Annotated in this window: 25 protein-coding genes and 4 tRNA genes; 11 read left to right on the forward strand and 18 right to left on the reverse strand. The window is 37.0% G+C overall.

Going from position 1 to position 22,732, the window contains the following annotated elements:
* Positions 1-6 precede the first annotated feature (6 nt).
* The 6 genes from ABEA36_RS07875 to ABEA36_RS07900 form a co-directional block, all read right to left on the reverse strand.
* Positions 7-786, reverse strand: a complete 780-nt coding sequence (locus tag ABEA36_RS07875; protein WP_345490612.1) for a TOBE domain-containing protein — start codon at positions 784-786, stop codon at positions 7-9.
* A gap of 12 nt (positions 787-798) precedes the next feature.
* Positions 799-1,632: a hypothetical protein gene (locus ABEA36_RS07880; protein ID WP_345490614.1), complete on the reverse strand. Its 834-nt coding sequence runs from the start codon at positions 1,630-1,632 to the stop codon at positions 799-801.
* A 235-nt stretch (positions 1,633-1,867) separates the two neighbouring features.
* Complete coding sequence (locus tag ABEA36_RS07885) at positions 1,868-2,194, reverse strand: YegP family protein (RefSeq protein ID WP_345490616.1); 327 nt, start codon at positions 2,192-2,194, stop codon at positions 1,868-1,870.
* Between the two features lie 237 nt (positions 2,195-2,431).
* On the reverse strand, positions 2,432-4,066 hold the full coding sequence (pgm, locus tag ABEA36_RS07890) for a phosphoglucomutase (alpha-D-glucose-1,6-bisphosphate-dependent) (RefSeq protein ID WP_345490618.1): 1,635 nt from the start codon (positions 4,064-4,066) through the stop codon (positions 2,432-2,434).
* 26 nt (positions 4,067-4,092) lie between these two features.
* Positions 4,093-4,593 (reverse strand): replication initiation regulator SeqA, encoded by a 501-nt coding sequence (locus ABEA36_RS07895; protein ID WP_345490620.1) that lies wholly within the window; start codon positions 4,591-4,593, stop codon positions 4,093-4,095.
* Between the two features lie 45 nt (positions 4,594-4,638).
* The gene (locus ABEA36_RS07900) at positions 4,639-4,866 is read right to left on the reverse strand and encodes a hypothetical protein (RefSeq protein ID WP_345490622.1); all 228 of its coding nucleotides are present in this window, start codon (positions 4,864-4,866) and stop codon (positions 4,639-4,641) included.
* Between the two features lie 287 nt (positions 4,867-5,153).
* Between ABEA36_RS07900 and ABEA36_RS07905 the strand changes: the two genes are divergently transcribed.
* Both ABEA36_RS07905 and gloA read left to right on the forward strand, forming a co-directional pair.
* On the forward strand, positions 5,154-5,630 hold the full coding sequence (locus tag ABEA36_RS07905; protein WP_345490624.1) for an outer membrane lipoprotein: 477 nt from the start codon (positions 5,154-5,156) through the stop codon (positions 5,628-5,630).
* A gap of 22 nt (positions 5,631-5,652) precedes the next feature.
* Positions 5,653-6,060, forward strand: coding sequence for a lactoylglutathione lyase (gene gloA, locus ABEA36_RS07910; protein ID WP_345490626.1), 408 nt, complete (start codon positions 5,653-5,655; stop codon positions 6,058-6,060).
* 70 nt (positions 6,061-6,130) lie between these two features.
* On the opposite strand, the gene ABEA36_RS07915 is transcribed toward gloA, so the two are convergent.
* The 4 genes from ABEA36_RS07915 to moaC form a co-directional block, all read right to left on the reverse strand.
* Positions 6,131-6,829: a Bax inhibitor-1/YccA family protein gene (locus tag ABEA36_RS07915; protein WP_345490628.1), complete on the reverse strand. Its 699-nt coding sequence runs from the start codon at positions 6,827-6,829 to the stop codon at positions 6,131-6,133.
* Between the two features lie 71 nt (positions 6,830-6,900).
* Positions 6,901-7,353 (reverse strand): molybdopterin synthase catalytic subunit MoaE, encoded by a 453-nt coding sequence (gene moaE / locus ABEA36_RS07920; RefSeq protein WP_345490632.1) that lies wholly within the window; start codon positions 7,351-7,353, stop codon positions 6,901-6,903.
* Between the two features lie 4 nt (positions 7,354-7,357).
* Positions 7,358-7,603 (reverse strand): molybdopterin converting factor subunit 1, encoded by a 246-nt coding sequence (gene moaD / locus ABEA36_RS07925; RefSeq protein ID WP_345490635.1) that lies wholly within the window; start codon positions 7,601-7,603, stop codon positions 7,358-7,360.
* The gene (gene moaC / locus ABEA36_RS07930) at positions 7,596-8,105 is read right to left on the reverse strand and encodes a cyclic pyranopterin monophosphate synthase MoaC (RefSeq protein WP_345490637.1); all 510 of its coding nucleotides are present in this window, start codon (positions 8,103-8,105) and stop codon (positions 7,596-7,598) included. The genes moaD and moaC overlap by 8 nt, the downstream gene beginning before the upstream one ends.
* A 154-nt stretch (positions 8,106-8,259) precedes the next feature.
* Here moaC and ABEA36_RS07935 point away from each other — a divergent pair, with 154 nt between their 5' ends.
* The 6 genes from ABEA36_RS07935 (at position 8,260) to ABEA36_RS07960 (ending at position 10,759) form a co-directional block, all read left to right on the forward strand.
* Positions 8,260-8,889, forward strand: a complete 630-nt coding sequence (locus ABEA36_RS07935) for a TIGR04211 family SH3 domain-containing protein (protein WP_345490639.1) — start codon at positions 8,260-8,262, stop codon at positions 8,887-8,889.
* A gap of 5 nt (positions 8,890-8,894) precedes the next feature.
* The gene (locus ABEA36_RS07940) at positions 8,895-10,121 is read left to right on the forward strand and encodes a multifunctional CCA addition/repair protein (RefSeq protein WP_345490641.1); all 1,227 of its coding nucleotides are present in this window, start codon (positions 8,895-8,897) and stop codon (positions 10,119-10,121) included.
* A gap of 116 nt (positions 10,122-10,237) precedes the next feature.
* Positions 10,238-10,314, forward strand: a tRNA-Met gene (locus ABEA36_RS07945).
* Between the two features lie 22 nt (positions 10,315-10,336).
* Positions 10,337-10,421 (forward strand) — tRNA-Leu (locus ABEA36_RS07950).
* A gap of 24 nt (positions 10,422-10,445) precedes the next feature.
* Positions 10,446-10,520 (forward strand) — tRNA-Gln (locus tag ABEA36_RS07955).
* A gap of 164 nt (positions 10,521-10,684) precedes the next feature.
* Positions 10,685-10,759: transfer RNA gene (locus ABEA36_RS07960), tRNA-Gln, on the forward strand.
* 16 nt (positions 10,760-10,775) lie between these two features.
* On the opposite strand, the gene ABEA36_RS07965 is transcribed toward ABEA36_RS07960, so the two are convergent.
* The 6 genes from ABEA36_RS07965 to ABEA36_RS07990 form a co-directional block, all read right to left on the reverse strand.
* Entirely contained in the window at positions 10,776-12,443 is a 1,668-nt protein-coding gene (locus ABEA36_RS07965; RefSeq protein ID WP_345490643.1) for a bifunctional metallophosphatase/5'-nucleotidase, read from the reverse strand.
* A 745-nt stretch (positions 12,444-13,188) separates the two neighbouring features.
* On the reverse strand, positions 13,189-14,157 hold the full coding sequence (gene rfaC / locus ABEA36_RS07970; RefSeq protein WP_345490927.1) for a lipopolysaccharide heptosyltransferase RfaC: 969 nt from the start codon (positions 14,155-14,157) through the stop codon (positions 13,189-13,191).
* A gap of 2 nt (positions 14,158-14,159) precedes the next feature.
* On the reverse strand, positions 14,160-15,224 hold the full coding sequence (rfaF, locus tag ABEA36_RS07975; RefSeq protein ID WP_345490645.1) for an ADP-heptose--LPS heptosyltransferase RfaF: 1,065 nt from the start codon (positions 15,222-15,224) through the stop codon (positions 14,160-14,162).
* Positions 15,225-15,258: 34 nt separating this feature from the next.
* A complete protein-coding gene (gene rfaD, locus ABEA36_RS07980; RefSeq protein ID WP_345490647.1) occupies positions 15,259-16,185 on the reverse strand; it encodes an ADP-glyceromanno-heptose 6-epimerase in 927 nt (308 codons plus the stop codon).
* Positions 16,186-16,336: 151 nt separating this feature from the next.
* On the reverse strand, positions 16,337-17,101 hold the full coding sequence (cmoM, locus tag ABEA36_RS07985; RefSeq protein ID WP_345490929.1) for a tRNA uridine 5-oxyacetic acid(34) methyltransferase CmoM: 765 nt from the start codon (positions 17,099-17,101) through the stop codon (positions 16,337-16,339).
* Between the two features lie 4 nt (positions 17,102-17,105).
* The gene (locus ABEA36_RS07990; protein WP_345490649.1) at positions 17,106-17,840 is read right to left on the reverse strand and encodes a 1-acylglycerol-3-phosphate O-acyltransferase; all 735 of its coding nucleotides are present in this window, start codon (positions 17,838-17,840) and stop codon (positions 17,106-17,108) included.
* Between the two features lie 63 nt (positions 17,841-17,903).
* On the opposite strand from ABEA36_RS07990, the gene mnmC2 reads away from it, so the two are divergent.
* The 3 genes from mnmC2 to pth all read left to right on the forward strand — a co-directional run bounded on the left by mnmC2 (position 17,904) and on the right by pth (position 20,435).
* Positions 17,904-18,611, forward strand: coding sequence for a tRNA (5-methylaminomethyl-2-thiouridine)(34)-methyltransferase MnmC2 (mnmC2, locus tag ABEA36_RS07995; RefSeq protein WP_345490651.1), 708 nt, complete (start codon positions 17,904-17,906; stop codon positions 18,609-18,611).
* A 229-nt stretch (positions 18,612-18,840) separates the two neighbouring features.
* Positions 18,841-19,788, forward strand: a complete 948-nt coding sequence (locus ABEA36_RS08000; RefSeq protein ID WP_345490653.1) for a ribose-phosphate pyrophosphokinase — start codon at positions 18,841-18,843, stop codon at positions 19,786-19,788.
* Between the two features lie 59 nt (positions 19,789-19,847).
* Entirely contained in the window at positions 19,848-20,435 is a 588-nt protein-coding gene (gene pth / locus ABEA36_RS08005) for an aminoacyl-tRNA hydrolase (protein WP_345490656.1), read from the forward strand.
* A 67-nt stretch (positions 20,436-20,502) separates the two neighbouring features.
* Here pth and uxuA read toward each other — a convergent pair whose 3' ends face one another.
* Together uxuA and ABEA36_RS08015 are read right to left on the reverse strand one after the other, a co-directional pair.
* The gene (gene uxuA, locus ABEA36_RS08010) at positions 20,503-21,693 is read right to left on the reverse strand and encodes a mannonate dehydratase (protein WP_345490658.1); all 1,191 of its coding nucleotides are present in this window, start codon (positions 21,691-21,693) and stop codon (positions 20,503-20,505) included.
* 67 nt (positions 21,694-21,760) lie between these two features.
* Positions 21,761-22,525, reverse strand: coding sequence for a GntR family transcriptional regulator (locus ABEA36_RS08015; protein ID WP_345490660.1), 765 nt, complete (start codon positions 22,523-22,525; stop codon positions 21,761-21,763).
* Between the last annotated feature and the right edge of the window lie 207 nt (positions 22,526-22,732).

Here is a 22,732-nt window from a genome sequence, read left to right on the forward strand (position 1 = left end):
ATCAGATTAAACCAAAGTGGCAATCATAATATTTTCTGGATTGATATAAATATCCAATATTTTACCCTGTTCTATTTGTGAAGTATCGAGTTCACAAATAGGTCGGGAAGCATAGAGTTTGACACCTGAATTAAGTAACAGCTCAAGTTCACACCAATGTTGATCAAAGCTGACTTTATTGATATTCACCGAATAATGATTATATTTACCGCAAGCGGATAATTCAATTTGAGGAGCCTTGATAAGTAACACAATATCTTTACCAACACTAAGCTTTAATCGTGTAACACTTGCATGCGTCACATAAACACAAATTTTGGTCTGTTGGTCTTGCAGCAATACCGATACACGTGCACTGATCTCATTAAGATCAATCGATTCAATGACACCATATAGTTGGTTTCGAGCACTTGTTTGTAATGAAACCTTCGCAGCCACTTTTAAAACATCATTAAGTGGAATGGCTTCATTTTTAAGAATACCAAACGCATCAGTTTGCATTTTAGTTAACAAATCATAAAGATCAATAAAACGGATTGCATAATCGCTTAATGTTGTACCACCACCACCTTTTCCGCCTGTTGCGGTAATAAAAAAAGGTTTATCGGATAAACGATTAATGTCATTAATCGCATCCCAAGCCGTTTTATAACTGATGCCAATTTGCTTAGCTGCCTGACTTAGGCTACCGGTTTGATGAATCGCCTTTAGTAACGCTATACGCCGAGCATCAGCAAAAAGTGCATTACTGTATTTTAGCGTGAGTAAAATATCCGGATTTGACATGATTATCGCCTGTTAGCTGGGATCCCAATACTCGATGACTCGTTTATAAATAACCTGTTCATTATCAAAATATTCTGTTTTTTTCAACCAATTCCCATACTGATCAAAATCACTATACACAATACGCGTTGTCACTTCATCAGCCGGTTCGTTCATAAATTGATAATGCGAAAACTCACTCGCCTCTTTTAACTTTTGCGTTTCATCATAAGTTAACGACATTTTAATGATTGATGTATAACCATAGAGATTTTCATCAACATTTTCAAAATTAAATGAATTTAATTGGCCATTATCAGCAAACTTATATTCAATATTTAATTTTTCATTATGCATCGGTTTTGCATAACTAAAAAAGACACGCAATTGTTGGCTATTTTCTATCGTTTCAACATGTTGAGCGATTTGGCGTTGTTCATCAAAATTATACGAAGGTAATAAAGTAATATTGATGTTATCGCCTTTTAAGGCATAGGTACTGTTATCTATTTCATAACTACCCATAGTCTGTTTGCGCTGCCACTTATTATCTTCAGTGCGCATTAACGTTGTAATCATGGTACTTTGTTCTTCGGTTGTAAACCCAATCACAGATGCCGAATAATAGTTAATTAATAAACCTTTTTTATCGTACTCAACAATGGTCTTGCCTTGGCTTGCATCAGTGCTTTTTTCGATTGATACACTCGCCTTTTTCACGGTCGCTGAAGAGGGGGTAAAAATCTGAATATCATCGTTTTCTAACAACAAATTAATTTGTTGCTGAGTCAGTTTTGCTGAGCATACTTGACTTGCAAATAAAACACTGACTGCGATAGCACAACAATAAATAATACTCTTTTTCATTTAACACATAACCACTTTTTTTATTATTACCAATATGTTATAAGAAATAATAATCAATATTTTGATTGCCTAGAGTAAATATTGATTTGTATTTTCATACATTAATTTAGCTGAAAGTGTACCATAAAAAACCCTACAAACCCTATACCTTTGTGTGCTGGAAAACGAAAGAAACATCATAAAAAAACCCGCCATTATTTGGCAGGTTTATCTGATTGCATATGGCATAAAAAGATTATAAGGTTAAATCAACAAGTTCTGCAGTCGGTGCATTCTTTTTAACGGAGGCAATACCATTATCCCGAGCAGTTGTTGAGTTGTATTGTTCACTGGTTGCCACCACTTGCCCATTAGCAACTGATTTTAAATTAAAATATTTAGGGTGGACGTCATATGCTTTATCAAGGACTGCGTTTTTAATTACCGATGCGATCCCATTTTTACAATTGGCTTTTCTCGTATAAGTTTCACTTTGAAGTATTACCTGCCCGTTGCTTGCTTTTAATACAAAATGAAACTGACCATTCTTTGTTTTTTTCACTTCAAACTTAGCACCACTCATACTTAACTCCTTATTTAAAATATAGTTATTGATAACTATCCATACCGTTATATCACTGATAAATAAATTTGTCGAGCGGCAGCAAAGATGATTCCATCGATAAGACTGATAGGATATACCCTTTGTTAAAAATGGGAAAAACACAACTGATAAATGATGTTTTATTTATAAAATTCAATTAATTATAGAAATGGTCTCAGCGTTTTTTATGATTAAACACTGAGACTTGGGAAAATCTTATTTGATGGCTTGTGATACCAGATGCTGGGCTTCTTGTTGAATTGTGTGTAAATGTTCATCATCAATAAAACTTTCAGCATAAATTTTGTAGGCATCTTCAGTCCCTGATGCGCGTGCAGCAAACCAGCCATTTTTTGTGACGACTTTTAACCCGCCTATTGCAGCATGATTTGCAGGCGCTTGCGTCAAGCATTGCTGTATTTTTTCACCAGCCAGACAATCCGTCGTCAATTGATTAGCATCAAGTTTAGCTAATTTTTGTTTTTCAACGTAACTTGCCGGTGCCTGAATACGACCATAATAAGACTTACCAAATTTTTGTTCTAGTTCATCATACTGATTTTGCGGGTTTTTACCGATTTTGGCTGTCATTTCAGCCGCTAACAAACATAAAATAATGCCATCTTTGTCGGTTGTCCAAACTTGACCATTTTTCCTTAAGAAAGAAGCGCCCGCGCTCTCTTCACCTGCAAAACCTATCGAACCATTAAATAAACCTTCTGCATACCATTTGAAACCGACTGGAAACTCTAATAAAGATTTATTCAAATCAGCAGCAACCCGATCAATCATTGAGCTGGTCACTAATGTTTTACCAATCGCGGTATGCGTATTCCACTGCGGTCTATGTTTAAATAAATAACTCACGCAGGCTGCAAGGTAGGCATTGGGTTTCATCAATCCAGCCGGTGTCACGATGCCATGCCGATCAAAATCGGTATCATTACCAAAAGCAAGATCAAACTTATCTTTTAACCGCAGAACACCTTCCATTGCATAAGCACTCGAGCAATCCATACGAATCACACTATCATGATCCAAATGCATAAAGCTGAAGGTTGAATCGACTTTTTTATTCACTATATTCAAATTCAATCCATATTGTTCAGCAATTCTTGACCAATATGAAATCCCCGCGCCACCAAGAGGATCAACGCCGATATTCAGTCCTGCTGCCGCAATCACTTCAAAATCGATAATCTGTGTTAAATCATTGATATAATCGGTTTCATATTCTTTAACCGTAATATAACCAGAGTTCATTGCTTGCGCTAATGACAGCCTTTTAACACCAATCAAATTATTTTTTAATAGTGTATTAGCTCTTGCTTCAATAATCGAGGTAATCGCTGTATCCGCAGGCCCGCCATTGATGACATTGTATTTAATACCGCCATCTTCTGGTGGATTATGTGAAGGTGTAATGACGACCCCGTCAGCGAGTCTATCTGGGTTGCTTTGATTATAATTGATAATTGCATGTGAAATTACTGGTGTTGGCGTATATCCCCAATTGCGCGCAATAATACTGTGTACTTGGTTAGCACTAAACACTTCTAATACTGATTTCAAGGCTGGTTCAGACAAAGCATGCGTATCTTTACCAATAAAACATGGTCCATTGATATTTTGTGACTTGCGATAATCAACAATCGCCTGTGCGACAGCAACGATGTGATTTTCATTAAATGTCCCTTTATTAGCACAACCACGGTGTCCTGATGTTCCAAAAATCACCAGCTGGCTTGGTTCATTGTAATCGGGTTTGATTTTATAATAATTATTTAACAAGCTATCAATATCAATCAGATCGTGCGTATCCGCTAATTGTCCTGCTCTTGAAATCGTCATCGAATGTCTTCCTTCTAGCTTAATGATTATTTTGCAATAAATTGTTTTTTAACAAGATCAATAATCTGCTCTGATATCTGCATATTACGCATTAACAATTCAATAATATAAATTTTTCGAGCAGTATTGCTGTTCGTGATAACCATATAAGGAGTTGATGGTATTTGCTTAGGTTTAGTGTTATTACCTGAACGTAATAACGTTTGTTCATCTTTAGCTAAATAGCGTCTTTTACTTCCATGCAAAGAGGCGGCCGCAACAGAAAATAAACTTTGGTTACATAAATAGAGCGTAGAAAGAATCGATAAAAAACGGTTAACCAATTTCTTTTCTGATAGAAAATCATCACTATTAACCAGTGTAATCAATGCTGAGGAATCAAGTGGTTGGGAGACGACAACTCCCGTTTCACTTTTCATATCAACAGCCAGTAAGCGCCTAAGTATTGTTGAAGCACTTTCACCAATGTGTTCGGTTTTACTGGCAATATACTGATATAATTCATCATCAATTTCGATTGTTTTCACGCAATATTCCTTTATTTTTATCAAAATAACAAAACGTATAATGTTTTATGGCTCGTTAATAGGACAACCTTGGGCTTTTATTGATTGTAATGGTGAAGTCGGGATTGTAACATCATTGTCATCGCAGCCGTCTGACTCAACAGAAGTCTGCATTAATGCACCATTATCTGTTTCATTTTTTAGCTGATTTGTCGATGAAACAGAATGATCACAGCCACCAAGAATCAACATCACCATAATACCAAAAATCATTTTGATTAATGAAGATTTCACTATAGCACCTTGTTATTTATTACCTACAAATAGTATGACTAAATTGTATCACCAATTATTAAAATAATAAAAAGCTGATTGTTATCTTATTACGCGCTTGGCATACTGCCAGAATCTATTTTATTCATATTTAACACATTTTATCTATAAATGCCTAATCACTGATTATTTACAATAAAATAACGATCATATTTATAAAGATTTGATAAGATAATGGCTAAATGCTTAATATTTTATATTAAAAATAATAAAATAGTGATAACTCGGTATTCAAGAGGATGAAACATATGAAAAAAATAATCGTATTAGCCTGCTTAGCAACTTTAGCCGCGGGCTGTCAAAATAGTGATATCTATTCTGGCGACGTTTATACCGCAGATCAAGCGAAACAAGTACAGCATGTGAGTTATGGTACGGTATTATCTGTTCGCCCAGTGAAAATTCAAACTAATGCATCAAATGGTTCTTCTAATAATGTAGTCGGTTCACTTGCAGGTGCAGTGCTTGGTGGTTTCATCGGGAACACGATTGGTGGTGGGACAGGAAATAAACTGGCTATCGCTGGTGGTGCAATAGGTGGTGCCCTTGTTGGCGGTGAAATTCAAGATGCAGCGAGTCAAACAAATGCTGTTGAACTCGAAATTAGACAAGAAAGTGGTTCAACCATCGTGTTAGTTCAAAAAGCCACGGCAAACCAATTTCAGGTCGGTCAACAAGTCCGCTTAGTCACCAATGGTAAACAAATCAACGCGTCACCTCGTTAAATACATCAATAAGGATATAAACATGCGAATATTACATACAATGATTCGAGTTGGTAATTTAAAACGCTCTGTCGATTTTTATACTAAAGTCATGGGTATGAAATTACTTCGTGCTAGTGAAAACCCTGAATATCAATATTCATTAGCATTTGTTGGCTATGATAATGAAAGCCAAGCAGCAGTCATTGAGTTAACGTATAACTGGGGTACGGAAAGTTACGATCATGGTAATGCATTTGGCCATATCGCGATTGGTGTCGATGATGTTGCAAAAACGTGTCATGATATCAAACAAGCTGGTGGTAAGGTAACACGTGAAGCTGGACCTGTTAAAGGTGGTACCACGGTTATTGCGTTTGTTGAAGATCCAGATGGTTATAAAATTGAATTGATTGAAAATCGACAAGCGGATAATGCTTTAGGTAATTAATACCTTATTCGACAAACAATAAAAAAGGGCTTGTTAGCCCTTTTTTATTGTTCAAATAACACACACTACATTATCGACGATCGCCAAGAATTCGTAACAACATAATAAATAAGTTGATGAAATCAAGGTATAACGTTAATGCACCAAGAATAGCGTAACGTCTAAACTCACTGCTGTTATCCGTTGATAGTTGTTCACCAAATTCTTTTAATTTTTGAGTATCATAAGCGGTTAAACCAGCAAAGACAAAAACACCGATATAGGTAATGGCCCACATTAGTGGTTCACTTTTTAAGAAAATATTAACGAGTGATGCTAAAACAATACCAATGAGTCCCATAAATAGAAAACGACCTAAACCAGATAAGTCCCGTTTAGTTGTATAACCAAAAATACTCAAAGCAGCAAACATACCTGTCGTAATAAAGAATGTGCTTGCAATGGATTCACCTGTATACACAAGGAAATAAATAGAAAACGTCAGTCCCATTAATACCGAATAAAGCATAAACAGTGCTGTTGCAACAGTACCAGATAAACGGTTAATCATACCTGAAAGAACAAACACCAAACCTAATTGTGCAATTAATAGAACCCACATTCCTTTGTACAGTAAACTTAATAAAGCCATATTGCCTGATGCATACCAAGCAACTAAACCTGTTAGTAAAAGACCAACACTCATCCAGCCATATACATGACTCATATAGGTTTGGACTCGACTGCCAGCTTGTTCAATAATTGAACCGTTTGGAGAATAATTATTCATCTAATAACCTCTTATTAAAGGGGATTGTAAAAAAATGTTTATTACTTTTATTATTATAACTAAATTGGGCTTTAATACCATTTTTTCAAGGCATCTTTATCGGATTTTTTCGCTTCAACCCAACTATCGCTGTGTACGGTTTTTTCTTTTTTCCAAAATGGTGCTTCATTTTTTAAGACATCCATAATGAATTCTGCTGCGGCAAAAGAATCTTTTCGATGGGTACTGCTCACACCAACATACACAATATTATCATTTGCCAAAATTTCACCCACACGATGAATGATGACAACCCGATTGAGAGACCAACGATGGCGCGCTGCATCGATGATTTTTTGTAAAACAGCTTCAGTCATACCTTGATAGTGTTCAAGATACAAGGCAGACGTTTGATTAGCAACAGACCTGACTTTTCCGGTAAAACTGACAATTGCACCATCTTCAGCCGATTGAGATAACCATTGATAATATTTATCAATATCAATTGAAAGCCCATCAACAATAATAATACTTTTATCATTCATATTGTTAGCCGCCTGTTACCGGTGGAAAAAATGCCACTTCGTCATGGTGAGTCACGATGTAACTTTCATCAACCAATTGTTTATTGACTGCGCACAATGGTTTTTTTTCACTTAACGCATAAAACCATTTATCGCCTCTTTGACTGAGTAAGTTAATTAACTCAGCAACAGTCATTGGTGAAATATCAAGCGTGATGGCTGATTCACCAATTAATTCACGGGTTTGTGCAAAAAATAATATTTTAATCATAGCTAACTTTAAAATCTCCTGATTTACCACCGGTTTTTGATAGCAATCTGACTTGTGAAATCACCATATCTTTTTGAACTGCTTTACACATATCATAAATTGTTAAGGCCGCTGTTGATGCAGCAACCAACGCTTCCATTTCAACCCCTGTTTGACCAGATAACCGGCAAAGAGATTCGATTCTGACTTGAGAATGCGCCTCATCAGGTTCAATCTTAATTTCAATTTTAGTCAGCATTAAAGGGTGGCAAAGAGGAATCAGTTCCCATGTGCGTTTAGCCGCTTGAATACCCGCAATTCTTGCTGTCGCAAACACATCGCCTTTGTGATGTTTTCCATCAAGAATCATTGCTAAAGTATGGGGATGCATAGAGACAAATGCTTCAGCAATCGCTTCTCGCATGGTTTCTTTTTTGTGAGTAACATCAACCATATGAGCCTCACCTTGAGCATTAATGTGACTAAAATGCGCATGATTTTTTTGATCTGTAGAATGTGACATCGCAAAAACTCTTAGAAAAATTTGAGGTTAAGATAACAAATTTATTGAATATTGAGAATAGATTCTTAACACCAGCAATAACAAACTCTGTCATACACATTTTTTATGATATAATCGCCCTTCTTAGGTCATGAAATAAAAAAGAAATAACAATATGTATAAAAAGAAATTATTACTGGTATTTATCCTGTTCCTTGCTTCACTTGCCATGATTAGTTTTGCTGCTTTTGCGGCAGATAAATACATTACTGATGATCTTTCAGTGTATTTAAGACGCGGTCCTGGAACACAATATGGCTTAATTGGCTCATTAAAATCAGGTGACAAAGTCACTGAGTTAGAAACCAGTAGCGATGGTAAATACACCCGTATCAAGGATGATCGTAATCGTATATCATGGGTTGAATCAGAATTGTTGACTAACTCACCGAGTTTAAAAGAGCAACTTCCTGCGCTTGAACAGCAAATTGCTATTTTGCAAGAAAAAGAGAGCAGTGCAACACAAGATAAACAGACCTTAATTGATGATTATACGAGTCAATTAACGATTGCCAACCAAAAGATCGCAGAGCTTGAAAAGCAAAATAACGTCTTGCAAACGCAAACCAAAGAACAAGTATCACAGATTGAGTCACTGAATAATCAACTCGATGAAAGACGCCAAAGTTTAATGTTAACGTGGTTTACACGCGGTGGATTAGTGGCAGGAATTGGCTTAATCTTAGGTTTAATTTTACCGTTAGTCATTCCTCGTCGACGTAAAAAAGATCGTTGGATGAGTTAGTTTTGATGAAAAAGTATCTTGTTGGTGGTGCCGTTAGAGACTTTCTACTTAAACATCCCATTACTGATTCAGATTGGGTCATTGTCGGCGCGACACCACAAGAACTTTTAGCTCAAGGGTATACCCAAGTCGGTAATGATTTTCCTGTTTTTTTGCACCCAAAAACAAAAGAAGAATATGCTTTAGCTCGAACAGAACGTAAATCAGGTCAAGGTTACGCTGGTTTTGTTTGTGACTTTAATAATACCATCACCCTTGAACAAGATTTAGAACGCCGGGATTTAACCATCAATGCGATTGCCATGGATGATCAAAATAATTTCATTGATCCCTTTGGTGGCATTGATGATCTCAATAACAAACTGCTCAGGCATGTTTCTCCAGCTTTCCAAGAAGATCCTCTTCGGGTATTGCGTGTTGCAAGATTTGCAGCCCGCTTTCATCATTTAGGATTTACAATTGCCCCCGAAACACTGTTATTGATGACGAATATTGTTAAATTGGGTGAAATTGACTATTTAACCGCCGAACGAGTTTGGAAAGAGACAGAAAAAGCCTTAGCAACAGATGATCCACAAATCTATTTTGAGGTACTTAGACATTGTGGGGCTCTAAGTATACTTTTTCCTGAATTGGACCGTTTATTTGGTATTCCACAACCGCCAAAATGGCATCCTGAAATTGATTGCGGTATCCATACGTTATTAGCATTAAAACAATCAGCAAAACTCACAACAGCATTAGATGTTCGCTTTGCTGTGCTATGCCATGATGTTGGTAAAGGACTGACACCACCCGCACAGTGGCCTCACCACAGGCAGCATGGAGAGCATGGGGTTGAATTACTTGCGCAGCTTAGCGAAAGATTAAGAGTGCCTAATCACTATAAAAAAGTTGCCACATTTGTCTGCCGCTATCATGACGAAGTACACCATATTGAAACACAACCCTCAATGGATATTGTATTACTCCTTAATCATATTGATGTATGGCGTAACCCAGATCATCTCGAAAAACTGATTTTGAGCAGTTTAGCAGATTTTCGTGGGCGGCAAGGTTTTGAAGATAAACCGTATCCTCAAGCAATTTTTTTACAAAATGCTTATTTTATTGCCAAATCCGTATCGATTCAGGAAATCATTAAATCAGGAATTCAAGGTTCAGCAATTCAACAAGAATTACTAAATCGTCGAATAAAAGCCTTGGATGATTGGAAAAACACTAATTTTTGATTACATCATAAACAATCAATCAAAAATTTTAATTTATCGAAAAAAAAGTGTTGACGATTTAGTTTAAGACAAGCATAATGCGCCTCGCAGTGTTGGTTATGACGTTGCGAATGAATGGCTACGTAGCTCAGCTGGTTAGAGCACATCACTCATAATGATGGGGTCACAGGTTCGAATCCCGTCGTAGCCACCATTAAGATTAAAGAAGTATCCGTGCGGGTGTGGCGAAATTGGTAGACGCACCAGATTTAGGTTCTGGCGCCGCAAGGTGTGTGAGTTCAAGTCTCTCCACCCGCACCATTTAATCTTAATTTATTCCTTAATTGGGGTATAGCCAAGCGGTAAGGCAGCGGGTTTTGATCCCGCCACTCCCAGGTTCGAATCCTGGTACCCCAGCCATCTTTTTACAGTTCAAGTTGTCAATAATAGTAAAATTAACTAATATTGTTGCCGAAAGGCAGATACAACTGAACGTGTAAATGTATAAATTCAAAAAATTTTCCTAAATAATGCGATTTAACTGTCATTATTCGCATAGCATAAATGTGGTAAATATTTAGCGTTGGGGTATAGCCAAGCGGTAAGGCAGCGGATTCTGATTCCGCCACTCCAAGGTTCGAATCCTTGTACCCCAGCCACTTTTATCAAATAACATTATTTATCATCAATTCCAACGACTTGCCAATTATGCTTTGACTCATCGGTTATATCTCCGTGTTTAGCTTCCACAATATATTTGATCACCATGTTACGAATCGTCCCAGCTTCACTGCCAAACGCCGTTCTAGAATTCCAAATAGGTTCAATGCGTCTACCTGCTAATGGCCCCCCTTCTTTCACGAGCATTTCATAACGATAAGCATTCATTCCCATTTTAATGGTCATGTCTTCAGTAATAACCGTGCCATCGGTCAATGTCAGATGTTTTATTCGCTGACCAACGGGCTCTCGTAAATCAATATGATATTTTACCCCACCGAACATGTCATAAGTCATGTATTTTGAAGCACGTCTTATTGGGTCATAATGGTACTGTGTATCGCCAGGTGAAAGCTGCGCAAAATAACCGGCAGACCATTCCATATAATCTTTAAGATCTTTACCACTAATTGGATATATGCTCGTTTCACCAGCGGTATATTGGTAACTGTTAGCTATATCTTTACGGGTAATATTGCCTTTGTCTAACATGACATTTTGATTATTGATTAAAATAGAAACCACATCGGCATCACTATAATATAGCTGCGCATTATTAAATAATGCTGTTAAACCTGTATCAACCATATAGACGGCGGGTAGTCCTTTGACGGGGGAATGTGGTACTAAATCTTGATCTGTTTTGCCAATAATCTCATTAGCTATACTACGCAATTTATTATGATAAGGCTCATAAATTTTTACTATTTGAGGATCGGCTGGATAAGACTGCACTGATTGAGTGGTTGATTGTTTATTGATTAAACTTACTTGATCCTGCTTCACATCAAAGGTCAAATTAATCACAGAAACGACAGTACCATAACGATGTGGCTCTGTAATCACGGTATTATTAATAATTTCTTGGCTAATATTTTGGTGATTGTGGCCGGCAATAATCACATCGATCCCATTGACCTGTTTCGCAATATCCACAACGCCAGTGCCGGGCTTATTGTTTTCATTTTCAAGCCCCATATGTGCAACCAGCACAATCGCATCAACGGATTGTTTTTGCAGTTGTTCAACTTGCGCTTTAATTTCAGGAATCGGCATGGTAAATAGCATGTGATCAACATGACCTGTTTTCGCTTCAAATTCAGGGACAAACGGTGTGGTTACGCCAATAATACCGATTTTAATGCCAGATTGTTCAATAATTGTGGCAGCAGGGAAATAACGCTTACTATCGGCTTTGTAATAAATGTTTGCAGCCAAAACCTGCCCTTTAAAACCCGCTAAAATATGATTGAGCGCAGGTATCCCAAAATTGAACTCATGATTACCTAACGCAATGACATCATAATGCATGGCATTCAGTGCTTCGATAGCAGGATGTTTATCCACATTATAGAATAGCTCAATTTGGTTATCCTGAATGATATCACCAGCATCAACAACGATGACATTAGGATGATCCACTTTATAGTGGTTAATAAATGATGAAATCTGTGAATATGAGCCCGAAAAATTTTCGGTATCAGTACCGTAATCCCAAGGTACCATCCGGCCATGTACATCAGAAGTCGCTAAAATTGAGACTTCAACTTGCTCCGCTGAGCTATAGGGTATAAAAGAACAGATTAATGCACAGCATAATAATAATTTTGTTTTTAAAAACATTGCGTTTCCTTATTTAACAGGTAAAAAGTAGTCCATTGAATATTCACCAACCTTTTCATTCTAAATAACCCGTTAAGTTTTTATCAATTGATAAAATGAAAATCTGTTAACTAGCTCAAAAAATTAATCTCACAGTGAAATAAGTAAGAATCAATTCATCGCCTGAACTTTTATGTTTGTCTACGTAATTACCTCCGTTCACCAAGCCAGTGAGACGTAAGAAAATATATTCCGCTTTCAATCACTAAAAAAGTAAAGAAATCATGCTTATAATTTTAAATTTATTACTTTTGTAAAAACCGATTGGGGACAAATGATAAAGTCTTGATTCTGCATGGCAAAAGCAAATTTTAGGCTATCGAATGGATACATTAAACCGATTATAAAAACTGAATCGATTTTGCTATTATGTTTTTCGGGAACTTCCTATTCCCTTATTTTCATCATGTTGCCCAGTATGAATTTTCTTATTGGGCTTTTTTTTTGACTTTTATACGAACAACACCAATTCTTTATACCATGATGAACCCTGTTCAAATCGGTAATTCTTTGTTTTTTATATTTTACTTTACAAAAAACCACTACGAATTCGTGTATAAACTATTGATATGCTTAATCGATTTTGCTACTATTCATCTCGAGTTGTATTCCTACTGTAGTTCTTTCCCGATAATCCGTATTGATTATCGGGATTTTTTTAGCAAAAGATAAACCTAAAAATGATCACACTAACCAATCTAGATGATTAACCGTGAATTAATGATGATAATTGACAGAAAACATCATCAGCAAGGATAGATTGCATATTTTTTTGTGCTGAAATCAAACTATTTTGATTTGAACCATATCCGCCAATCAATTGCGGATCAGTTGGACCATATAGGGTTATGTTAGGCTTATCTAATGCGGCAGCTAAGTGACTTAATCCTGTATCAACCGATACAACCGCTTTTGCACCAGCTAAGACTGAGGCGACTTCAGCTAGCGACAATTTAGGTAAAACATCGACATGACTAAATCCTTGAGCTAAACGCAATGAACGTTCATGCTCGAGCTGACTTCCCCAAGGGAGTTTTACTTTCAATCCAGTGGATTCAACTAATGCGATTAATTCACGCCATGCATCTTCAGTCCAATGCTTATTATCACGCGTAGTGGAATGTAAAAAAACCAGATACTGACCGTGATCTTGTGGCAAATGAGTAACAAAGTGTTTGGCAATAGCATAATCACCAACGTCACGACTGAGTGAATACTGTAGACTTTTAGCAAATAGCTGTCTAATACGTTCTACCGCATGCAGATCTTTAGCAACATAATGTTTCACATCGTAAAACCAACTGGCTATAGGCTCACGAGCACTGCGTTTATCTAAGCCATGTTTCACGCCGTCAGCTTTACGTGTAATCAAAAAGGCACTTTTAATCAGCCCTTGAGCATCAATCACATAATCATATTGCTGCAATCTTAACTGCCGAATGAAAGCTTTTCGTTCTTGCCTTATTGCATTAGAAAACCAATTTTTTCGCCAACGTCGAATTGCAACAGGGATCACACGATCAACGGCAAAATGCCAAGACGGAATCTGAGCAAAGTTTTCTTCTACTACCCAATCAAAACGGACATCTCCTAAAGCCTGACATGCATCCGTTAAGGCTGGTAAAGTATGTAAAACATCTCCCATCGAAGACGTCTTAACTATCAGCACTCTCAGTGTCATTTAGCAGATTCCTTTTCTGAACTTTTTTGCAATCGGTTCAACAGAGTCATTAGCTTATCAAAAACAAGCTCAGGTTTAATATCGATTAAACTTTGATGATAGCCCTCTTGTGCATCACCCTTACGAACTTTATGATAACCACTAATTAAACGTATCACTTCTGCCTTCTCAGATAAAGGCGGCGTAAAATCAGGACTACTTGGCCCATAAAGCGCAATGAGTGGCCTGTCTAGCGCAGCAGCAATATGCATCAATCCTGAGTCATTAGTCACAACGGCTTTACAACATGAAATTAAATTAACGGCTTTCTCTAGCGATGTTAATCCTGCCAGATTAATACACTTATCTGCAAATGCCATTTTACTGATAATCGATTCCCCTACCGCGCGATCTTTTTCTGAGCCAAAAATCACGATCTTCGCTTCTTGTTTTGCTAGCATATCTGCTAAAGCGGCATAATGGTAATCAGGCCAACGTTTAGCTGGGCCAAATTCAGCACCAGGGCAAAAACCAATCAACGGCAAATCATCCGGTAAATCAAATTCAGCTTTTGTTTCACGCGCTTCTAATGAGTCAACAACCAGTTGTGGGTATAATAAGGGCTGTGGTAAATCCGTTGCGGCTTGAATATCACCTTTTGGATAGGCTAGCGCAATGTAACGCTCAACCATCAAAGGAAAAGCGTATTTATCAAGCGTACGTCGATCATTTAATAAACCATAACGCGCTTCACCTTTCCAGCCTGTGCGCAATGGTATTTTGGCAAAAAAAGGAATTAAGGCAGATTTAAATGAATTCGGTAAGACAATGGCATGATCATAACTGTCACTGCGTAATTGTTTACCCAACTGATACCGTTCTGATAATGCGAGTCGACCATGACCAATTGGCATTGCAATGGTTTGATTGACCTCTGGCATTTTATTTAATAACGCACGACACCATGCCGGTGCCATTACGTCAATTTCTATCTCAGGATGAGTCATTTTCAATGTACGATAAAGGCTTTGTGACATCATCATGTCACCCACCCAAGATGGTCCAATAATCAATGTTTTCATAAAAATTCCCAGTTATGAAAAGTCAAACAGTCACTTATTGATTATTCAACCATTTCATATATTCGGTAGTGCCTTGTGCAACTGTTTTAAATTCAATAGGGCAACCTGCTTGCCTAAATTTAGTTAAATCGGCCTGAGTAAACGATTGATAACGACCTTTTAAATGCTCAGGGAACGGAATGTATTCGATTTGTCCAGTTTGATGATATGCAAGCACTGCATCAGCAACAGCTTGGAAAGACTCAGCACGACCTGTTCCACAATTAAAAATACCTGATTTTTGATTTTGCCAGAACCATAAATTGACCGCAACCACATCTTCAACATAAATAAAATCACGTTTAAAGTTATCACTACCTTCAAATAATTTCGGTTTTTCACCTTGACTGATTTGACTATTTAAATGATATGCCACACTTGCCATACTACCTTTATGATTCTCTTTTGGCCCATAAACGTTAAAATAGCGGAAACCACAAACTTGTGATTTTGCTTCTGGTAAAATTTCACGGACATATTGATCGAATAAAAACTTAGAATAACCATAAACATTTAACGGTTTTTCATATTGGCGTTCTTCGATAAAGTTATCACTACGCCCACCGTAAGTTGCCGCAGATGAAGCGTAGATAAATGGAATGTTGAAATCAAGACAATAGTGAAGTAAATCTTTTGAATAACTGTAATTATTCTCCATCATAAACTTACCATCCCACTCAGTGGTCGATGAACAAGCACCTTGATGGAAAATCACGTCAATATCCAGATCTTCACCCGACACAATTAGCGCAATAAATTCATCTTTATCCATATAATCGGCAATATCAAGATCCACAAGGTTAGTAAATTTTGTGCCATCAGTTAAGTCATCAACCACTAGAATATCTTTACGGCCTAGCGCATTTAATCCTTTAACAATATTACAACCAATAAAGCCCGCCCCACCTGTTACTACGATCATATTATTTACCTTCTTTTAAAAATACTCGATTAATTACTTTATATCATACCGATTTAAAGGCTTATTTTCGAGTAATCATTTTATATAAATGACTCAATGGCATAATACCGAAATGGCAAACCTGCTCGTTGATTCATTAATTCAATCGATACTATAGTTTAGCTGTAATATGGATATATCTGGCTAAATGAATATAAGGTTCTTGTCGGCAAAACTGTTTTTCCATTTCAAGCAGTTCATCAAAACGGGTTTGCTGCTTTTGTTTATCAATTAAATAATCATGAAATACACGAATACCCGTTTTTTGAGTAATCGTAAAATTCAGATCATTCAACCATTGGTAAACATCATTTGGCATCCGTGGATAATCAGGAGACAAGGTTTTCTTTTTACGTTTTGTTAAGCCAGCCTGTACATAGCCAAAATTACCTAATGTCACTGTTCTAAATAATAAACCATGATAATTATAAAACATCAATGATAAGTATCCATTGGGTTTGAGGTGCGCTTTAAGCGTGGCTAAAACGTGCTGAGGATCATTAACCCATTCTAAAACAGCATGACAAATGACAATATCAAATGGATGATCAACACATTGTGCAAGCTGTTGAATTGAACAGTGATAATAGTGTAAAGAGAGACCCGCTGATTCGGCATTATGTTTTGCAATATCGAGCATTTGCTGCGAAATATCACACATGGTCACATCATGTCCAAGGGCCGCAAGTTTATACGCTATTTGCCCCTGACCGCCACCGGCATCTAAAATCGTCAGCTTCTGATGACTTGGCCATCGATTTAAAATATTTTCAATGTCTTGCCAGACAATGACTTCTCGAATTTTACCCTTCGTTGTTCCGTAGATATTTTTTGAAAATTTACCGGTAATATCGTCAAAATTACGATCTGCATTCATCATCTTATGCTTTCTTTTTGTCTAATATCGCCGCTTCTTGATCTAATTGAGCAATCTTATCCGACATTAATTGATAACAACGTTCCATCAATGCTTTTGCATCTTCTTTTTTCATATCCTTTGTATCAATCGGCTCAAGCATTTCAACGATCATATGACCATTATTAAAACGGTTTAATTTAATATTGTTCGTATTCGATACGCAGATTGGCACGACAGGTACGCCAGCTGCAATTGCAGCGCGAAATGCACCCGTTTTAAAAGGGAGTAAACCACGTCCTCGGCTACGTGTTCCCTCAGGGAACATCCAAATCGACAACGCTTTTGTTTTAATCTCATTAACAACTTGCGATAGGGTATCTCGTGCTTTTGATTTATTATCCCGATCTAATAAAATATTACCACTAAGCCAATAGAGAGGACCAAAAAAAGGAATCCATACTAAACTTTTTTTCCCCACCGTGACCGTGCCGGGTTGAACAATCTGCCCAGCAACCAAAATATCATAGTTATTTTGGTGATTAGCAATAAAAACGCAATTACCGGCTTTATTGATATCAGGGTATTGCCGTAATACCAGTTTCAAACCAAATAATGGTGTCAGGACACTCCCAAAAATATGAGCAAAACGCGCAACATGATTTGGGTTACGAGGACTGAATAAACAAAAAATCACCCCAAAAATACAAATCAATATGGCTAAGATAATCCCAAAAACCATTCTAAAAAGAAAAATCATAATTTACCTCTCAAATTATTATCAGCTATTATATGCAACTATACGAATTAGAGAAACAGTTAAATGAAGACAGACAATATTGTTTGGAATGAAAACAACACACCCATTTCGACACATTTTGATGATGTCTATTTCAGCAATGATGATGCTATTGCAGAAACACAGTATGTATTTATTGACGGTAACCACTTAAATGAGCGTTTTTTAGCTCACGAAGGCCACTTATTTACCATTGGGGAAACGGGATTTGGTTCAGGACTTAATTTCTTAATCGCTTGGCAACAATTTTTACAATTTAGACAACACAATCCAACTCATCCTTTACAACAACTGCAATTTATTAGTATTGAAAAATATCCGTTATCAACAAACGAATTAATATCAATTCATCATGCCATTATTAAACAACCACTGTTAATGGAACTCGCTCATCAACTTCAACAACAATGGCCGAGTACAGCATACCAATTTAATTCAGTACGATTACATGTTTTATTTGCTGATATTTCAGAATTTACTTCACATCTTAATCATTTTAAAAGTGGCATTGATGCTTGGTTTTTTGATGGCTTTTCGCCAGCCAAAAATCCGGCAATGTGGTCAAATGAGCTATTTAGTGAACTGTATAAACACACCAATAAACAAGCAACATTTGCAACATTTACTGCAGCAGGTCAGGTAAAACGACACTTATTAAATGCTGGTTTTAGTGTATCAAAACGTAAAGGCTACGGGAAAAAACGTGAAATGCTAATCGGCTATAAAGACTAACGCTAAATTGCCACTCAGCCACAAAAGCAAACTTTAATCAACGACTTGAATTAAAACGTGTTATTTTATAATCAGTCTTAATTATTAAAAAATTCTTTATAAAAATAAAATAGTTATAATAAATTTCCACATTATAGTTGAGGATTATCCCTAATTAATTATATAATTGGAGTTCCGATTTAACCGATTACAGATAAGTAATCATTATATACATGCTTGAGGTTTACTCGTGCCTGATATGAAGCTTTTTGCTGGTAATGCAACACCTGAGCTAGCAAAACATGTAGCAAATCGTCTTTACACATCGCTAGGTGATATTGTTGTAGGTCGTTTTAGCGATGGAGAAGTGAATGTCCAAATTAATGAAAATGTCCGTGGTGAAGACGTTTTTATTATCCAGTCGACTTGTGCGCCAACCAATGATAATTTGATGGAACTTTTGGTAATGATCGATGCGATGCGCCGAGCATCAGCGGGTCGTATTACTGCCGTTATCCCTTATTTTGGTTATGCAAGACAAGATCGTCGTGTACGTTCTGCTCGTGTGCCAATTACTGCAAAAGTTGTTGCTGACTTTTTATCAACAGTTGGTGTAGACAGAGTGTTAACCGTTGATCTTCACGCAGAACAAATTCAAGGTTTCTTTGATGTTCCAGTTGATAACGTGTTTGGTAGCCCGATTATTTTGGAAGATATGTTGCAAAGAGACTTTGAACGTCCTATCGTTGTGTCGCCAGATATTGGTGGTGTGGTACGTGCAAGAGCCATTGCAAAATTACTAAATGATACAGATATGGCAATCATTGATAAACGTCGTCAACGAGCTAATGAAGCTGAAGTGATGAATATTATTGGTGATGTTGCTGATCGTGACTGTATTTTAGTTGACGATATGATTGATACAGCCGGTACCTTATGTAAAGCAGCGGATGCCCTTAAAGCACGTGGAGCAAAACGCGTATTTGCCTATGCAACGCATCCTATCTTCTCTGGTAAAGCGGTTGAAAATATCAAACATTCAAAAATTGATGAAGTCGTTGTGTGCGATACCATTCCACTTAGTGCAGAAGTCAGAGCGTTAAAAAATGTTCGTCAATTAACATTATCAGGAATGCTTGCAGAAGCCATTAGACGAATCAGCAATGAAGAGTCAATTTCTGCTATGTTTCATTACTAAGCATTAACCGTTACTTAATAAGACCAATAATTCGTTATTGGTCTTAATTTTATATCACTATGACATCAATCAAACTTATCGTTGGTCTTGCCAATCCCGGAAATGAATACGCACAGACGCGCCATAATGCTGGTGCTTGGTATGTGGATTTATTGGCTGAACGCTTCAATCAATCGCTAAAAAATGAGCCAAAATTTTTTGGTTACACGGCACGGATTAACATCGATGGGCATGATATTCGCCTATTGGTCCCGACTACTTATATGAATTTAAGTGGCAAAGCGGTACAAGCCATGGCGACGTTCTATCAAATTAAACCTGAAGAAATCTTAGTTGCTCATGATGAATTGGATTTAAATCCAGGTATTGCTAAGCTGAAGTTAGGTGGTGGTCATGGTGGACATAATGGTTTAAAAGACATTATTAATAAATTGGGTAATAACCCTAATTTTTACCGTTTACGCATCGGTATTGGTCACCCGGGCGACAAAAATAAAGTCGTTGGCTTTGTCCTAAATAAACCGCCTCAATCTGAGCAAGATCGGATTGATCAAGCCATTGATGAAGCAGCACGTTGCTCTGAGATCCTAGTAAAACAAAGTCCAGAAGCTGCAATGAACCGATTACATAGTTTTAAAGCCAGTTAGTTTCCCCCATCAATGACTATGATGGCATGATGTGCCCATCAAAAATGAGCACAATATGATAGTAACATTACTGTTCGTGACTAAAAAAAGCACGTCGAATCGCGTATTCAACGCCACGAATTTCAGCTAATCCGCGTAAACGTCCGATTGCCGAATAGCCAGGATTAGTGGTTTTCTTCAAATCATCTAACATTTGATGCCCATGATCAGGTCGAACAGGTATGGCTCGTTTAATACCGTGTTTTTTACGACGTTCTTCTTCAGTAACTAACGCTTTAATTACTGCATACATATCAACATCACCCGCCAAATGATCCCCCTCGTGGAACGATAATGGATTTCCTTCACGGACTGTTGCACGTAAATGAATAAAATAAACACGATCAGCAAATGTGGTCACCATTTTAGCTAAATCATTATCGCTACGTACTCCATATGATCCTGTACAAAAACAAAAGCCATTATGCAAACTATCAACGGTATCTTTTATCCATTGCATATCGTCAATCGTTGATACAATACGCGGTAAACCTAAAATAGGCCGCGGAGGATCATCTGGATGAACGGTTAATACCACCCCAACCTCTTCAGCAACCGGGACAATCGCTTTTAAAAAATAGGCATAGTTTTGACGTAATTGAGCTTTGTCAATCCCATCATAACTTGCAAGATGTGCTCTGAACTGTTCAAGAGAGTAGCCCTCTTCAGCCCCTGGTAATCCTGCAATAATATTTTTTACAAGTTTGGCTTTTTGCTCATCACTTGCGGTTAAAAAATAGTGTTTGGCTTCAGCCACATCTGTACTGGAATAATCTTGTTCAGCATGGGGCCGCTGCAAGATAAAAATATCAAATGCAGCAAATTCAATTTGATCAAAACGCAAAGCTTTTGACCCATCTGGTAATGAGTAAGCCAGATCAGTTCTTGTCCAATCAAGCACTGGCATAAAGTTATAACAGACAGTATCGATACCACAAGTCGCTAAGTTACGAATCGACTGTTGGTAGTTTTTGATATATTGTTCGAACTGACCTGAATGGGTTTTAATCTCTTCATGAACGGGAATACTTTCGACCACAGACCAGGTTAATCCTTTCTGTTCAATGATTTTTTTGCGTTGTAAAATTTCTTCAACTGACCAAACCTCACCATTTGGAATATGATGAAGTGCAGTCACAATTCCAGTTGCGCCCGCTTGTCGAATATCATCTAATGATACCGGATCATTGGTTCCGAACCATCGCATTGTTTGTTCCATTTAGGTCTCCTCAATGTTGCTTTTAACTATTCCTATTTGAGGTGAAGAAACAGACTATGCGTAGGTACTATTCGTTAACAATAATGCCGACCGGTATCGAATCAAATAAATAACCATCAAAGTTTGGATCTTCACTGTCTGAAACAGTCATAAGAGTCTGTTTCACATTTTCTAAATGCTGCCACATTGCCTGACGCGCTGCTTTTGCATCTCGGATTTGTAGTGCATGTAAAATCTTTTCATGATCAAAAAGCCATTTTTTACGGTAACTATGATCTTGAATACGGCTATGCAATTTATTCCACATTTTACTGGCATACCGTTTTTGCCAAAAATCCGTCAATAAGCTTTCTAATACAGAATTTTTTGTTGCTCTTGCTATCGCAATATGAAACATTTCATCAGCACTGTAATCATCTAAAATACCGTCTGCCAAGATTTGGCGTTCTTGTTCTAAAATGGCACGTAATTCCAGTACTTCTGATTTTACAATTTGCGTCGCAGCAAATGCCGCAATATTACTTTCAATTAACTGTCGAGCCTGTAAAAGTTCAAAAGGTCCAAAATCACTGTCTTCAAGTTGCTTATCGTGTTCAGATAATTCGTCATCTGGTAAACCAATCACATAAACACCAGAACCTTTTTTTACTGTCACAAGATTTTCCAGTTCAAGCATAATTAATGCTTCACGAACGACGGTTCGACTTACATTATATGTTTCGGCGATATCCCTTTCTGGCGGTAATCTATCGCCAATTTTGTAAGTACCGATTTTTAATAAAAATTTTAATTCGTTGCCAATTTCTTGATAGAGGCGATTAGGTGCAAGCATGCCAATATAACCTTCGTGATAAACCGATTAATGACACAAATTATACGTTAATTATCGGCGCTATCAGAGCATTTTATAATGATATCTAACAAATTTCTTCGTTACCCATTAAATTGGTATACCAATATTTAAATTTAAAACATGATCCTTGTCAAAGATTAAGTAGAAATAAACCAATTTATGTGATTTAAATCACATTTAATAAAA

The organism is Orbus sasakiae, assembly GCF_039542345.1.
Lineage (GTDB): Bacteria > Pseudomonadota > Gammaproteobacteria > Enterobacterales > Orbaceae > Orbus > Orbus sasakiae.

Bases quoted from the DNA above. Each gene is read 5' to 3' on its own strand.
- ABEA36_RS07875 (WP_345490612.1), bottom strand. From the start codon at position 786: ATGTCAAATCCGGATATTTTACTCACGCTAAAATACAGTAATGCACTT.
- ABEA36_RS07880 (WP_345490614.1), bottom strand. From the start codon at position 1,632: ATGAAAAAGAGTATTATTTATTGTTGTGCTATCGCAGTCAGTGTTTTA.
- ABEA36_RS07885 (WP_345490616.1), bottom strand. From the start codon at position 2,194: ATGAGTGGTGCTAAGTTTGAAGTGAAAAAAACAAAGAATGGTCAGTTT.
- pgm (WP_345490618.1), bottom strand. From the start codon at position 4,066: ATGACGATTTCAAGAGCAGGACAATTAGCGGATACGCACGATCTGATT.
- ABEA36_RS07905 (WP_345490624.1), top strand. From the start codon at position 5,154: ATGAAAAAAATAATCGTATTAGCCTGCTTAGCAACTTTAGCCGCGGGC.
- gloA (WP_345490626.1), top strand. From the start codon at position 5,653: ATGCGAATATTACATACAATGATTCGAGTTGGTAATTTAAAACGCTCT.
- ABEA36_RS07915 (WP_345490628.1), bottom strand. From the start codon at position 6,829: ATGAATAATTATTCTCCAAACGGTTCAATTATTGAACAAGCTGGCAGT.
- moaE (WP_345490632.1), bottom strand. From the start codon at position 7,353: ATGAATGATAAAAGTATTATTATTGTTGATGGGCTTTCAATTGATATT.
- moaD (WP_345490635.1), bottom strand. From the start codon at position 7,603: ATGATTAAAATATTATTTTTTGCACAAACCCGTGAATTAATTGGTGAA.
- moaC (WP_345490637.1), bottom strand. From the start codon at position 8,105: ATGTCACATTCTACAGATCAAAAAAATCATGCGCATTTTAGTCACATT.
- ABEA36_RS07935 (WP_345490639.1), top strand. From the start codon at position 8,260: ATGTATAAAAAGAAATTATTACTGGTATTTATCCTGTTCCTTGCTTCA.
- ABEA36_RS07940 (WP_345490641.1), top strand. From the start codon at position 8,895: ATGAAAAAGTATCTTGTTGGTGGTGCCGTTAGAGACTTTCTACTTAAA.
- ABEA36_RS07965 (WP_345490643.1), bottom strand. From the start codon at position 12,443: ATGTTTTTAAAAACAAAATTATTATTATGCTGTGCATTAATCTGTTCT.
- rfaF (WP_345490645.1), bottom strand. From the start codon at position 15,224: ATGAAAACATTGATTATTGGACCATCTTGGGTGGGTGACATGATGATG.
- rfaD (WP_345490647.1), bottom strand. From the start codon at position 16,185: ATGATCGTAGTAACAGGTGGGGCGGGCTTTATTGGTTGTAATATTGTT.
- cmoM (WP_345490929.1), bottom strand. From the start codon at position 17,101: ATGAATGCAGATCGTAATTTTGACGATATTACCGGTAAATTTTCAAAA.
- ABEA36_RS07990 (WP_345490649.1), bottom strand. From the start codon at position 17,840: ATGATTTTTCTTTTTAGAATGGTTTTTGGGATTATCTTAGCCATATTG.
- mnmC2 (WP_345490651.1), top strand. From the start codon at position 17,904: ATGAAGACAGACAATATTGTTTGGAATGAAAACAACACACCCATTTCG.
- pth (WP_345490656.1), top strand. From the start codon at position 19,848: ATGACATCAATCAAACTTATCGTTGGTCTTGCCAATCCCGGAAATGAA.
- uxuA (WP_345490658.1), bottom strand. From the start codon at position 21,693: ATGGAACAAACAATGCGATGGTTCGGAACCAATGATCCGGTATCATTA.
- ABEA36_RS08015 (WP_345490660.1), bottom strand. From the start codon at position 22,525: ATGCTTGCACCTAATCGCCTCTATCAAGAAATTGGCAACGAATTAAAA.